The 13,495-nt window shown below is 47.3% G+C and carries 12 protein-coding genes; 4 read left to right on the forward strand and 8 right to left on the reverse strand.

The annotated features are described in order from the left end of the window. The first annotated feature begins 127 nt into the window (after positions 1-127). From greB to envZ, 4 genes are all read left to right on the forward strand, one after another. Positions 128-619, forward strand: coding sequence for a transcription elongation factor GreB (gene greB / locus ACYJZR_RS00715; RefSeq protein WP_005458979.1), 492 nt, complete (start codon positions 128-130; stop codon positions 617-619). Positions 620-733: 114 nt separating this feature from the next. Continuing rightward, on the forward strand, positions 734-1,126 hold the full coding sequence (locus ACYJZR_RS00720) for a DUF1090 domain-containing protein (RefSeq protein ID WP_031815830.1): 393 nt from the start codon (positions 734-736) through the stop codon (positions 1,124-1,126). Between the two features lie 218 nt (positions 1,127-1,344). After that, positions 1,345-2,064: an osmolarity response regulator transcription factor OmpR gene (gene ompR / locus ACYJZR_RS00725; protein WP_005459027.1), complete on the forward strand. Its 720-nt coding sequence runs from the start codon at positions 1,345-1,347 to the stop codon at positions 2,062-2,064. Between the two features lie 105 nt (positions 2,065-2,169). Then, positions 2,170-3,462, forward strand: a complete 1,293-nt coding sequence (envZ, locus tag ACYJZR_RS00730; protein ID WP_005459014.1) for a two-component system sensor histidine kinase EnvZ — start codon at positions 2,170-2,172, stop codon at positions 3,460-3,462. A 64-nt stretch (positions 3,463-3,526) separates the two neighbouring features. On the opposite strand, the gene ACYJZR_RS00735 is transcribed toward envZ, so the two are convergent. From ACYJZR_RS00735 to ACYJZR_RS00770, 8 genes are all read right to left on the reverse strand, one after another. After that, on the reverse strand, positions 3,527-4,918 hold the full coding sequence (locus tag ACYJZR_RS00735; RefSeq protein ID WP_005459007.1) for a uracil-xanthine permease family protein: 1,392 nt from the start codon (positions 4,916-4,918) through the stop codon (positions 3,527-3,529). A 232-nt stretch (positions 4,919-5,150) separates the two neighbouring features. Beyond that, the gene (gene recG / locus ACYJZR_RS00740; RefSeq protein WP_323212066.1) at positions 5,151-7,232 is read right to left on the reverse strand and encodes an ATP-dependent DNA helicase RecG; all 2,082 of its coding nucleotides are present in this window, start codon (positions 7,230-7,232) and stop codon (positions 5,151-5,153) included. A gap of 118 nt (positions 7,233-7,350) precedes the next feature. Continuing rightward, the gene (gene trmH / locus ACYJZR_RS00745; protein ID WP_005478720.1) at positions 7,351-8,034 is read right to left on the reverse strand and encodes a tRNA (guanosine(18)-2'-O)-methyltransferase TrmH; all 684 of its coding nucleotides are present in this window, start codon (positions 8,032-8,034) and stop codon (positions 7,351-7,353) included. Between the two features lie 57 nt (positions 8,035-8,091). Next, on the reverse strand, positions 8,092-10,212 hold the full coding sequence (gene spoT / locus ACYJZR_RS00750) for a bifunctional GTP diphosphokinase/guanosine-3',5'-bis pyrophosphate 3'-pyrophosphohydrolase (protein WP_005459012.1): 2,121 nt from the start codon (positions 10,210-10,212) through the stop codon (positions 8,092-8,094). Positions 10,213-10,251: 39 nt separating this feature from the next. Next, entirely contained in the window at positions 10,252-10,524 is a 273-nt protein-coding gene (rpoZ, locus tag ACYJZR_RS00755; protein ID WP_005379346.1) for a DNA-directed RNA polymerase subunit omega, read from the reverse strand. A gap of 181 nt (positions 10,525-10,705) precedes the next feature. After that, the gene (gene gmk / locus ACYJZR_RS00760; protein ID WP_005496750.1) at positions 10,706-11,329 is read right to left on the reverse strand and encodes a guanylate kinase; all 624 of its coding nucleotides are present in this window, start codon (positions 11,327-11,329) and stop codon (positions 10,706-10,708) included. A 305-nt stretch (positions 11,330-11,634) separates the two neighbouring features. Then, complete coding sequence (locus ACYJZR_RS00765) at positions 11,635-12,849, reverse strand: tetratricopeptide repeat protein (RefSeq protein WP_005458989.1); 1,215 nt, start codon at positions 12,847-12,849, stop codon at positions 11,635-11,637. A gap of 12 nt (positions 12,850-12,861) precedes the next feature. Further along, positions 12,862-13,494: an energy transducer TonB gene (locus ACYJZR_RS00770; protein WP_005458947.1), complete on the reverse strand. Its 633-nt coding sequence runs from the start codon at positions 13,492-13,494 to the stop codon at positions 12,862-12,864. Position 13,495 lies beyond the last annotated feature (1 nt).

Below are 13,495 nucleotides of genomic sequence, written 5' to 3' on the forward strand. Positions count from 1 at the left end.
ATACCCAAAGTCCGCTCTGAGAATCTTGTGGCTTTGGGTATAATTCTAGGTTTAGGATGAAGATCGCGTAAGCGTCGATGCTGCTGAATGTGCGGCATTTTTTATGCCGAAATGAATAGGAGCCAAATTGAAAACTAAGCTGATTACCCGTGAAGGTTATAACAAACTCAAGCAAGAGCACGATTACCTCTGGAATGAAAAGCGTCCAGAAATCACCAAGATCGTGACGTGGGCGGCCAGCCTTGGCGATCGTTCGGAAAATGCTGACTACACCTTCAATAAACGACTGCTGCGTCAAATCGATCGACGTGTTCGTTTTCTCAGAAAGTTTTTACCTGAAGTCACCATCGTAGATTACTCACCTCAACAAGAAGGCAAAGTTTTTTTTGGTGCTTGGGTCGAGATTGAAAACGAAGCCGGTGATGTGAAGAAGTTCCGCATTGTGGGGCCAGAAGAAATATATGGCGATGCCAAAGATTACATCTCCATTGATTCCCCTATGGCCAGAGCCATGTTGAAAAAGCAAGTGGATGAAGAATTTACCGTTCGAACGCCGGAAGGTGACAAAGAGTGGTTCATCAATTCGATTGAATACAACAAGCAAAGCGCAGAATCTTAACTTCCTCGACCTTGAAACATACGGCGAGCGAAGTGCGTTTGCCAATGATGTTGACCTATTTTTTTATGCGCCCTCATTTGTGGGCGCGAGCTGTATTTACTGGAGAGGTTTAAAATGAAAGCCGTGATTTGTGGTGCTGTGTTAACGATGGCTATTTCGCTTCCTACTGTCGCTCAAGAAGAGCTAAAAGGGTGTGATGCCAAAGCGTTTGCACTTGAGCAGCAAATTGAATACGCCACAGTACAAGGTAATCAAAAGCGCATTGATGGATTAAAACGAGCCCTTGCTGCGATTGAGGATGAATGCTCGGAAGAAGATTTACGCGAAAAACTGCAAGCAGAAGTCGAACAAAAAGCGCAAAAAGTAAAAGCTCGCGAGCTAGAATTGGCAGAGGCACAAACGTCGGGTTCGAGCGACAAAATCGAGAAAAAGCGTCGAAAGTTAGATGAAGCGCAAAAAGAATGGTTAGACGCTAAACGTGAGTTGGAATGGAATTACGGCCAGTAGGCACACCGACCTTTGCGGCGGTTAAAGCCATCTCTCACCGCAGTTTTGTGGCGTTGTTCACATCTCGAAACAAAGTCAATATCGCTAAATACTTAGGGCGGCGCGCAAATAATTTCCCAAAACCGCGTCTAAGATAAAAAGAGTAACAATTTGCACAAGCACGTTTGAAAAAACAGTGATACATTTTCGTCAATAGATGCTTCTGAAAGGATGTTTCAATGCAGGAAAATCATAAAATTTTAGTGGTTGATGACGATGCTCGTTTGCGTGCTCTGTTGGAGCGTTACCTTTCTGAGCAAGGTTTTCAAGTCCGTAGTGTAGCAAACGGCGAACAAATGGATCGCTTACTAACACGCGAAAACTTTCACCTAATGGTATTGGATTTGATGTTGCCAGGCGAAGATGGCTTGTCGATTTGTCGCCGTTTACGCCACGCCAATAACATGTTGCCAATTCTGATGCTGACAGCAAAAGGTGACGAGGTTGACCGTATTGTTGGTTTGGAAGTTGGTGCGGACGATTACCTACCTAAACCGTTCAACCCGCGTGAACTACTCGCTCGTATTAAAGCGGTTTTACGTCGCCAAACGGTTGAGCTACCGGGCGCGCCAAGTACGGAAGAAAAAGTGGTCGAGTTTGGCGAGTTTCGTTTGAATCTCGGCACGCGTGAAATGTTCCGTGGTGATGAGGCGATGCCATTAACATCGGGTGAATTTGCGGTGTTGAAATCACTGGTAACCAACGCGCGTGAGCCAATGTCGCGTGATAAGCTGATGAACATGGCGCGTGGTCGTGAATACTCGGCGATGGAGCGTTCTATCGACGTACAAATTTCTCGTCTACGCCGCATGTTGGAAGACGATCCGAGTAAACCTCGCTACATCCAGACCGTATGGGGGTTAGGTTACGTATTTGTCCCAGACGGCAAAGAGTCGTAATTCTTACTCACTTAACCGGCAATCGGTTTTTAAAACTTCGGCCATCAAATTTCCTTCTTATTGGGTGGCCGAGGTTTTCGCAATTAGGGTCATCAGGAAATTTCCATGCGAATCCGAAGTTCACTGACACAATCTATTCTACTGTTCATCTCCTTGCTTCTCGCTAGCCAAGTCTTTTCTTATTACGCCGTTTTTAACTACGCGTTGATGCCAAGCCTGCAACAGTTCAACAAAATTCTTGCTCATGAGTTGAATCTGGTTCTCGATGAAGATGGCCCGCTAAAATCGGATGCACCATTGCGTCGCCAGTTATTAGAAAGGTTGGGCGTGACAGTTCACAGCATCAACAGCGAGAAGGCGGTTGAGTTTAACCATGCGATGTCGATTGATTTGATGTCGGAGGAAATGACTCAAGAGCTAGGCTCACCAACCGAAGTTCGCCTGCTGCTGGGTAGTGAAAGCTACATTTTGTGGATGCACATCGAGAAGCTGCCCAATTCCATTATTCGCATCCCGCTGTCTGAGCTGCAAGAAGAGGACTTTGCGCCGCTATTTCGTAACAGCCTGATCATGGCGCTATTAATTATCGCAGGTGGTTGGTTGTTTATTCGCTTGCAAAACCGGCCATTATTGGCGTTGCAACGAGCGGCAGAAGGCGTTGGGAGAGGGGAAATTCCCCCACCGCTACCAGAAAAAGGCGCATCGGAAATTCGTTCGGTAACTCGTGCGTTTAACCAGATGTCGAAAGGGATTCAAGAGCTCGAAGAAGACCGCGCTCTGTTAATGGCAGGCATCAGTCATGATTTACGTACGCCGCTGACGCGAATTCGTCTCGCTACTGAAATGATGTCGCCAGAAGACAGCTATTTGGCGGAAGGGATCATCAGTGACACGGAAGAGTGCAATGAGATCATCAGCCAATTTATGGATTATCTAAAGCCTGTAAACAAAGAATCGTTTGAGTCGGTTGATGTCAGTACCATCGCTAGTGACGTGGCGAGCTCTGAAGGGGGATATGAAGTCGAGATTGAAACGGACTTGAACATGCACCTTCCTCCTGCGAAAGGCAGCCCGATTGCTATTAAGCGAGCGGTGAGTAACTTAGTTGTCAACGCACTGCGTTATGGCAACGGTTGGGTGAAAATCAGCACAGGCGTGACGGCAGACAAACAGTTGGTTTGGATATGTGTAGAAGACAACGGGCCGGGGATTGAGCAGTCGCAAATCGCGAAGTTGTTCGAACCGTTTACCCGTGGTGATACGGCGCGTGGCAGCGAAGGTACTGGTCTGGGGTTAGCGATTGTAAAACGTATTGTTATCCAACATTCAGGTTCGGTGGTGATGCGTAATCGCAGTGAAGGCGGCTTGATCGCCCAAATCAGTTTCCCGACCAAATAACCCTCTAAAACCAAAAAGCCCAACCCAAAATGTGGTTGGGCTTTTTAGTTTCTAAGTACAGGTATTAAGACTCTTTCACTTCTTGAGCGACAAGTTCATCTTCTTCTGTCAGTTTTTCTGGAAGCAGCAAGTTCAGCAGTATCGCGGTGATACCGCCAGCAGCCACACCGGTTGAGAAGATGCTTTTAATAAACTCAGGCATAAACTGCAGAATCTCAGGTTTCTGAGCAATACCTAACCCCATCGAGAATGACAACGCCATAATCAGAATCGCGCGGCGGTCGAGGTCAACACGCGAGATAATGCGCACGCCTGCAGCGGCAATGGTGCCGAACATCACGATGGTAGCGCCACCAAGTACAGGTTCTGGGATCAGCTGAACAAAACTAGCCACGCCCGGGAATAGACCAAGAATCACTAACATGCCCGAGATAAAGTAACCCACGTAACGGCTTGCGACGCCCGTTAGCATGATAATGCCGTTGTTTTGACTGAAGGTAGAGTTTGGAAAGCTGTTGAATACCGCAGCGATAGCCGAGTTCAGACCATCCGCTAATACCCCACCTTTGATACGCTTCATGTAAATAGGGCCTTTAACTGGCTCGCCAGATACTTCAGACGTTGCGGTAATGTCGCCGATCGCTTCCAACGCCGTGATAAAGAAAATCAGCACGAGAGGGATAAATAGTGACCAGTCAAATGACAAGCCGTACTGCATCGGAATCGGTAGCGCAACGAGGTTGGTTTCCCCCAATTTTGAGGTGTCGACCATACCCATGAAGTATGCCATTACATAGCCAACTAGCATGGCAATCACGATCGAAGCCACGCGAATGTATGGGTTTTTAGAACGATTCAAAATCACAATTAAACCAAGTACGGTACCAGCGAGCGCCAGTTTGTCTAAGCTACCAAAAGTACCGTCGCCCATTGCAGCATAGCCACCACCCATAGAAACCAAGCCGACTTGGATCAGCGTCAGGCCAATCAGAGTTACGACAATGCCAGAGACGAGAGGTGTGATGATGCGACGTGCATGCTCAAGCACACGAGACAGTAAAATCTCGGCAAAAGAGGCGACTAAAATCGTACCGAAAATCGCCGCCATCATGGTGCTGATGTCCGCGCCACCTGCTTTGAGTGATAAACCCGCACCGATGATTGGACCCAAAAAGTTAAAGCTGGTGCCTTGCACCGATAGCAAGCCGGAGCCGACAGGGCCAAAGGTACGGATTTGGATAAAGGAAGAAACACCAGATGCAAACAGCGACATGCTGATAATGGTGTTGGTTTGATCGGCCGGAACGCCCAAAGATTGGCAAATGATTAAGGAAGGTGTAATCACCGCAACGAACATCGCCAATAAATGCTGAAGTGCAGCAAAAATCGTTTGTGGCAGTGGTGGACGATCATTTAATTGATAGACCAGTTCCGAAGATCGGTTTGAAGTTGTCATGATTTGTCTCGCTAGTCGCAATGTGTTCCCAGATCTCGCTGAATGGGAGGGCTGGGTGGAGTTGACGTCGTTACCTGTGATTGCTGTTAATCAGTGTCAACTCAGGTTGGTGAAGTGTGATGAGGCACACTCTAGAAATTTTGAGCGCGATTATAGAGAGATTTACCTAAAAAGCAATCGTTTGCTATTGGTGGCGGCACTAAAAAACGAGCCATTTGGCTCGCTTTAAGATTTACGCTTTGGAGTAGATATCACGCTCGCCTAGCCAGCGTTCGATGATGGCGGCTGCATTGGTTGGGTAATTGTCGTGAATATGACGTGCAATACGTTGAACTTCGGGAATTAAGCGTTGATCTCGAACTAAATCGGCAATTTTGAAATCAGCCAAGCCTGTTTGTTTGGTGCCCAATAATTCGCCGGGCCCGCGGATCTCGAGGTCTTTCTGCGCAATAACAAAGCCATCGTTACTTTCACGCAGAACACCGAGGCGTTTTTGCGCGGTTTTCGACAGAGGGGAGTGGTACAGCAGGACACAGTGACTGGCAACCGAGCCTCGACCGACGCGGCCTCTTAACTGGTGTAACTGCGCCAAACCAAGGCGTTCAGGGTTTTCGATGATCATCAAGCTAGAGTTTGGCACGTCTACGCCAACTTCTATCACCGTCGTGGCTACGAGCAGGTGGAGCTTGTTGTCTTTAAACTCTTGCATGACAGCTTGCTTTTCGGCGGGTTTCATACGGCCATGAACTAGGCCAATTTTTACATCTGGCAGTTTGCGCTGCAACTCTTCGGCGGTGTCTGCTGCGGCTTGCGCTTCTAACACTTCTGATTCATCGATCAGCGTACACACCCAATACGCTTGCTTGCCTTCGTTAAGACAAGCGTTTCGTACCCGCTCGACAATGTCGTCACGTTTGGTATCTGGAATGGCGACGGTTTGAATCGGTGTTCGGCCTGGTGGTAATTCGTCTATCACCGACGTTTCCAAATCAGCATACGCTGTCATTGCTAGCGTGCGAGGAATCGGAGTCGCCGTCATGATGAGCTGATGCGGATACGCGCCTTGTTTTGCCCCTTTCTCACGTAACTCTAATCGCTGATGGACGCCAAAACGGTGCTGCTCATCAATGATGACTAAAGCTAGGTGATGAAATTCCACATGTTCTTGGAAGAGGGCGTGAGTACCCACTATCATTTGCGCTTCACCGCTGGCAATGCGAGCCAGTTCCGTCTCTTTGGCTTTGCCCTTGAGCTTACCAGCAAGCCAGCCCACTTGAATGCCCATGGCTTCAAACCAGTTGGCGAAATTGATGGCGTGTTGTTCAGCGAGCAGCTCAGTTGGTGCCATTAGTGCGACCTGATAACCGTGCTCGATAGCTCGAACCGCAGCCAGTGCCGCGACGAGGGTTTTTCCTGAGCCTACGTCACCTTGGACAAGACGCATCATTGGGTGCGGCTTTTCGAGGTCGGATTCAATCTCTTTCACCACGCGTGCTTGAGCATTGGTCGGAGAAAACGGCAGTTGCGCCAACAGCTGTTTTTTCAGTTTGTCACATGGTGCGAGCGGTAAGGCGATATCTTGCTGGCCTTTGCTGCGAACCGCCAACATCGATAAGTTCTGAGCGAGCAACTCTTCCATGATCAAACGGATTTGAGCGGGGTGCTTACCTTCATCAAATTCATCTAAATTAATGGTTGGCGGCGGGCGATGAATGGTGTGCAACGCCTGCGACATAGTAATCTGATGGTTATACAAGCCCGAAGGTAGCAATTCTTGCACTGCCGCTTTATCGAGTAGCACCAATGCTTGCTCAGTAAGGTTACGTAAAGTGATTTGACGCAGGCCATCTGTGGTTGGATAAACCGGGGTTAAGCTTTGTTCCACATCTGGCTTGTGTTCACTGGCGTAAAATTTGTAGTCAGGGTGCACAATTTCCAGCCCCATACCACCACGCTTAATTTCTCCGTAAGCGTGTACTAACTTACCCTGTGAAAAATTGTTCTTCATCGCTGCAGTAAAGTTGAAAAAACGCAGCATGATGGTGCCATTGCCGTCACTGATTTTGACTGTCAGCATTTTGCGTTTACCAAAAATGGTATCGACGGTCATGACTTTACCTTGTACCGCGGCCCAAAGGCCTGCGTGCAGTTTGGCAATAGGATAAATGCGGGTGCGATCTTCGTAGCGTAGAGGCAGGTGGAACAACAAATCTTGAACGCTATGCAAGCCGACTTTAGCGAGTTTTTCTGCGACTTTGGCGCCAACTCCTGATAGAGAAGTTAAAGGAACAGCAGATAGCATTTGGGCAGACATAGAAAGCTCAAGAAAATGGTTAACATAGCAGTATGTTAACCATTGAGCTGTGTTTTTGTACAGGAAAAACTATAAGAAGTGGCGTAGAAAGCGAGGGCTTTCGACGTTATGTTTCAGCTTAAGCTTTTTGCATCTCTTGCCACCACGCCTCATCTGCGATGATTTGACCTTCATCGTCGAGTGGCGGGTATTCCAGTTTCTTGCGTTTCGCTACTTTGGCAAGCACTGGGTGACCACGTTCAAATAAGATGCGATGAATGGTTTCTTTTGGTAGTGCGCTTTCTTCTCGATCATACATGCCTGCCGCTTCACGTTGGCGTTGCGCTTCATACAGAATGACCGCGCTGGCGACCGAAACATTCAAAGACTGCACCATTCCAATCATCGGAATAATGATGTCTTGATCGGCGAGTTTTTTCGCTTGTTCAGACGCGCCAATTTTTTCACTACCCAGGATGATTGCAGTCGGTTTGGTGTAGTCGATTTCACGAAAATCGACCGCGGTGTCCGATAAGTTGGTCACCAATACTTGCATGCCTTGGGCTTTGAGCTCGGTAATGGCGGTTTCAATCGAGTTGTGAGTTTCTACTTCAACCCAGTTACGAGCACCTGCAGAAGTGTGGGTTAAAGTGCGCATTTTATCAGGCCAGATAGCATGAACTTTGTGTAAGCCCGTGGCGTCAGCCGTACGAATAACGGCAGAGACGTTGTTAGGTTTGTGAACCTCTTCTAGGCACAAAGTAAGGTCGGTTTGGCGTGCTTTAAGCACCTGATGGATACGGTGGTAACGTTCTAAATTCATAGTAAATAAATAGGGTATAAAAAAATCGCCACCCAGTGTGAGTGGGTGGCGATGAGTTTAGTTCTTTCTTCGTCTGACTCGGGTCGCCTGCGGCATCGCTTTGATTTTTCGCATGATACCTGCAAGGTGGACACGATCTTTGGTGGTCAGCAGAACGGTGACAGTATACAGTCGGCCATCACGTTCTTCGGTCGACAGGCCATGGATATTGGAGCCTGTTTTCGAAATCACGTTGGTCAATTCTGCCAGAGCACCTTGGTGGTTGAGCATGTCGACTTTCAGTTCTGCGATAAACTCTTTGTCGTAATCGTCAGACCATGCAACGGCCATGTACTTGTCCGGCTCTTTTTGGTAACCGCGCACATTTGGACACGTTTCACGGTGAACAACCAAGCCACGGCCAGGAGACACATGCGCAATGATGTGGTCATCTGGAATTGGGTGACAGCAGTTAGCAAACGTCAGCAGCAAACCTTCCGCGCCACGAATTGGAAGTTTCTTCTTCGAGTCGGTTGGAATGGAACTAGTTGTCGTTAGTTCTTCAGTATCGCCCAGCAAACGACGAGCAATCACAATACTCATGAGTTCGCCTAAGCCAATTGCTGCGAGTAAATCGTCTGTGCTTTCTAAGCGCAGATCGGTCAGTACTTCTTGAATGTTCTCTGGGTAGATGGAGTCAATCGAGTGACGACCCAAAGCGTGATTCAATAGGCGGCGGCCGAGCGTGATGGATTCTTCACGGCGCATGGTTTTCAGTACTTGACGAATCTTAGTGCGAGCGCGAGAAGTCACGACATAGTTCAACCAAGCGGCATTTGGACGCGCACCTGGCGCACTGATGATTTCTACTGTCTGGCCGTTCTTCAGCGCCTTACTTAGTGGGTAAGGGTTACGGTCAACACGAGCACCAACACAGGAATTACCTACATCGGTATGTACCGCGTAAGCAAAATCTACAGCTGTCGCGCCAAGTGGCAGTTCAACAATACGACCTTTTGGTGTGAAGACGTAAATCTCATCTGGGAATAGATCCGATTTTACGTTTTCAATGAATTCGAATGAGTTACCGGCACTTTGTTGTAGCTCAAGCAAGCTTTGCATCCAACGCTGCGCTTTCACTTGTGCGGTCGTGCCCGACTTATCGCCCTTGTCTTTATAAGACCAGTGCGCTGCGACACCTTTGTCCGCCATTTGATCCATATCTTCAGTACGGATCTGCACTTCAACAGGCACACCGTGTGGGCCAACCATGGAAGTGTGAAGCGATTGGTAGCCGTTTGCTTTTGGTACCGCGATGTAGTCTTTCATGCGACCTGGGCGCGGCTTATACAAGCTGTGCACTTGGCCTAGAACGCGATAACAAGTATCGGCAGTATCAACAACCACTCGGAAAGCGTAGATATCCATGATGGTGTGAAAACGCTGTTCTTTGGTTTTCATCTTGTTGTAGATGGAGAACAGGTTCTTTTCACGACCTACGACGCGTGCATTCAAACCAACATCTTGCAGTCGGCCTTCGATTTCACTGTGAATACGCTGAATCATCTCTTTGCGATTACCGCGAGCCGCTCTCACGACTTCTTTGAGTACGCGATAACGGTTTGGGTACAGCGCTTCGAAACCCAGCTCTTCCAACTCAGTTTTGATATTGTGAATACCAAGACGATGAGCTAATGGGGCATAGATTTCTAGTGTTTCACGAGCGATGCGACGTTTTTTGTCTGGTCGAAGTGCACCTAACGTGCGCATGTTGTGCGTACGGTCAGCCAGTTTGATCAGGATAACGCGGATATCTTGCACCATCGCCAGAACCATCTTGCGAAAGTTCTCAGCTTGAGCCTCTTTCCTGTCACGGAATTTGAGTTTGTCCAGTTTAGATACACCATCAACCAACTCAGCGACGGTGTTGCCGAATTTCTCTTCGAGATCTTCTTTTGTAACGTCACAGTCTTCAATGACGTCATGCAGCAAAGCAGCTTGGAGGGTTTCAATATCGAGGCGCATTTCGGCCAAGATACGAGCCACAGCGACAGGGTGGATGATGTATGGTTCACCGCTAGAGCGGGTTTGCCCTTCATGGGCATCTCTCGCTACCACATAAGATTGACGCAGAGCCTCAATTTGAGGCTCTGTTAGGTATTCTTGGGCAACGTCTTTGAGGCTATCGAATAGATACAAATTATAGGCCCGGGAGGTTGTTGAATTCTAAAGACAGAATTAACGGTTGTGAGCGATGCTGCTTACTGCCGCTAGCTCTGCCGCTTCTTGCTCTTGCTGTTCTTGACGTTCACGAGCGTCTAGAACTTCTTTAGTAATTAAACCTTCTTCGATTTCGCGTAGAGCGATAACCGTTGGCTTATCGTTCTCTTCTGGCACTAGTGCATCTTTACCGCCAGTTTGCATTTGACGAGCGCGGCGAGCCGCAATCAGTACTAGGTCGAAACGGTTGCCAACTTTTTCAACAGCGTCTTGAACAGTTACGCGTGCCATGAGGACTCCAAATAGTTAACTAAATTTTAGAATGACGAGAAAGTATACAACCTAACTACTTTATTTACTAGCAATTAGACAAGCCACAATGTGTGGGCTTTCTCTCTTGTTTATTATGGCCACTTTGCACAATACAAAGTAGCGGAAATTCTGGTTAAACAGACTGACTCTTTGGTGAGAGCTATTCTGCTAATAACGCGTCAAGCATACCTTTATATTTAGCAGCTTGTTTTTCTTCCTTCAATCTTTCTGCACGAAGGATAGCTTTAAAGTCCATTAATGCTGTGTCGAAATCATCATTCACGATGACGTAGTCATATTCGCTGTAATGTGATATTTCCGATTTTGCTTCAGCCATGCGCTTGGCGATGACTTCTGCGCTGTCTTGACCACGAGTATTTAAACGACGTTCAAGCTCACCGTTTGAAGGTGGCAGAATGAAGATGCTTTTTGCTTCTGGCATTTGCTCACGAATTTGGCGAGCACCTTGCCAGTCGATATCTAGGAATACATCGATGCCTTTCTCTAGCGTTTCTTCAATCCATACGCGAGACGTACCGTAATAGTTACCAAACACTTCGGCGTATTCTAGGAAGTCGCCTTTAGCAATCAGAGTTTCAAACTCTTCTTTTGCGACGAAGTGGTAGTGGACACCGTCTTCTTCACCAGGACGCATGTTGCGAGTAGTGTGAGACACAGACACTTTCATTGCGTATGTTGGATTACGTTCCAACATTGCTGAGATCAAGCTAGATTTACCTGCGCCGCTAGGTGCAGATACGATATAGAGAGTACCTTTGCCCATTGTACTGTTCCACTTTTGATTGGATTGATTGAGTGCCGAAGGAAAGTCTCGACAGTCTTATAACGATAGCACTGGCGGCAAGGAATCAGCCATTATGGAAATGGTGATTGGTGATAATCCCGCCAGAAAAATGGAGGCGAAGAGTATCATGATCTCTATGTGGTTACCAGTTGATCTTTTGGTTTGCGTACCCTTCAATGACAACGGATTGAGAACTGAAAAACGACGAAAAAAGGGGAAGCTTTCACTTCCCCAGGCGTGCGACTGACTCACACTTAATTTTCGCGCCATGCTAAATGCATGACTTACCCTTGTGACTCTAGGAAATTAATCCAAGGGCTCGCCATTGCTCTCATATCCGGAGATTGAGCCGCACTTTTCATTGCTTTTAGAGCATTACTCGGTTGGTTTAACTCAAAATATGCCATGCCACGAATGTAAGAGAGCTCTCCTTTTTGTTCGTGCTTAGCATCTGGGGCGGCGTTTTGCGTAAATTTCGTCGCCTCCGTATATTGCTTGTCTAAAATCATTAGACGAGCAATTTTTATTTGAGTTTTTGCTTGTGGAGCAAGATTGTAAGCTTGCTGATAGACGTCGATAGCCTGTTCAAGTTCTTGTGCTTGCTGCCAAAACGAACCAAGTGTTTCCAAATTTTTTGCGTTGCGTTCTACATGACCATTATCAAAGGCTGCTTGAAGTGTTTTCGCTGCGCGGAAAGGCACCCCTTGATAAGCTTGGAAGTTTACTAAACGCAGGTATTCTTTCTCACCTTCTAATAGGCCCATTTTATGAGCCATTTCTAGTGTTGAAAGGGCATTGCGCTCTTGATTTAACTCCATGTAAATACCAGACAATTGAGTCCAGTAACGCTTATTTTTTGGATATTTAGTGGTTAATATTTTCAATACACCCGCAACGCTCTTGAACTGCTTAAGTTCATAATGCGCAGACATCAGTAGCTGATACCAAGATTCACTAGGTTCTTTACTCATAGCGATTGCTTGCTTAGCTGGTGGAATCGCGTTTTTGTAATCTTCTAGCTGAACATAAGCACTCGCTAGAGTGATGTATGCATGCGCTTGTGGCTTTTCTTCGGTGGTTTCTGCAATTTTGAACCACTCATTCATGGTTGCTACTGACTTTTTAAATTGCCCTTCGGCTAAGTAAAGCTGCGCCAAGCTATAACGAACTTGCTGGGCTACAGGCACTGGAAGTGCGTTTAAACTTAATGCATCAGCAAAATACTTTGCTGCTTTCGGGTAGTCATCTTGCAGAGAGTACAAAAAGCCCATCTGTTGCAGTAAGACTGCACGGTCATATTGTTTTTTGCTTGTACTACTTAATGCTGAGTTCAATTTAGAAAGGGCATCAGCGTACTTTTCTGTAGCAATGAGTTCCTGAACTTTGTTTACCGTTCGAAACGTTTTGTCTGACAACTCCGGAGTGTTGGCAAAACCAGGCGCGCCATACGCGCCTGACAATAACACTAGAGAAGCCAACAGTTTGGTATATGCTTTCATACGTATGACTCCTTAGTTTGTAGAGAACTCAATTTCTTGAGAAAGGCGAGAGCTAACCGCTTTACCATCAACCATTTTGGGCTTGAAGGTCCATTTAGATACGGTTTTCTTCGCGGCTTGTCCCAAGCCCAACTTGCGTGGTGTCTCTTTTAAAACTTTGACGTCCTCGACGCTACCACGTTCGTTAACAGTAAACTCTACAAGTACGATACCTTTCTCAAGTCCAGAACGAGCGGCCTTACGAGGCATCTGAGGTTGGAATGTTGCTAAAGGCACAGGGCCTCCGCTACCTGCCAGTCTCGCTCCGCCACCTTGGCTGTAATGACCGAGCACTGAGCCACCAGTGACGTTAACTGGTAGATCGAGTTTTGGCATATCCATTGGAACTTGGTCCATCACCGGTTTTACTGTCGACGTCACCTTCATTTCTGGTGGCGGCGGCGGACGCTTAGGTGGTGGCGGTTTCGGGAGTTCGCGTTTTTTCTCCTGTACTTTTTCGTCCGGTTTAATGCGAATGAAATCGACCATACGCTGATCATCATTCGACACTAGCTCGTGGCGCTCTTTGTTTACCAGCTTGTCCATCCCCCAGAACAATCCGAGGGAGACAATGAGCGCCAGTGCAATTGAGGCCAGATACCGCATA

Source organism: Vibrio sp. RC2502 (assembly GCF_054850435.1).

Coding starts and splice junctions, on each gene's coding strand:
- ACYJZR_RS00720 (WP_031815830.1), top strand. CDS start 734: ATGAAAGCCGTGATTTGTGGTGCTGTGTTAACGATGGCTATTTCGCTT.
- ompR (WP_005459027.1), top strand. CDS start 1,345: ATGCAGGAAAATCATAAAATTTTAGTGGTTGATGACGATGCTCGTTTG.
- envZ (WP_005459014.1), top strand. CDS start 2,170: ATGCGAATCCGAAGTTCACTGACACAATCTATTCTACTGTTCATCTCC.
- ACYJZR_RS00735 (WP_005459007.1), bottom strand. CDS start 4,918: ATGACAACTTCAAACCGATCTTCGGAACTGGTCTATCAATTAAATGAT.
- recG (WP_323212066.1), bottom strand. CDS start 7,232: ATGTCTGCCCAAATGCTATCTGCTGTTCCTTTAACTTCTCTATCAGGA.
- trmH (WP_005478720.1), bottom strand. CDS start 8,034: ATGAATTTAGAACGTTACCACCGTATCCATCAGGTGCTTAAAGCACGC.
- rpoZ (WP_005379346.1), bottom strand. CDS start 10,524: ATGGCACGCGTAACTGTTCAAGACGCTGTTGAAAAAGTTGGCAACCGT.
- gmk (WP_005496750.1), bottom strand. CDS start 11,329: ATGGGCAAAGGTACTCTCTATATCGTATCTGCACCTAGCGGCGCAGGT.
- ACYJZR_RS00765 (WP_005458989.1), bottom strand. CDS start 12,849: ATGAAAGCATATACCAAACTGTTGGCTTCTCTAGTGTTATTGTCAGGC.
- ACYJZR_RS00770 (WP_005458947.1), bottom strand. CDS start 13,494: ATGCGGTATCTGGCCTCAATTGCACTGGCGCTCATTGTCTCCCTCGGA.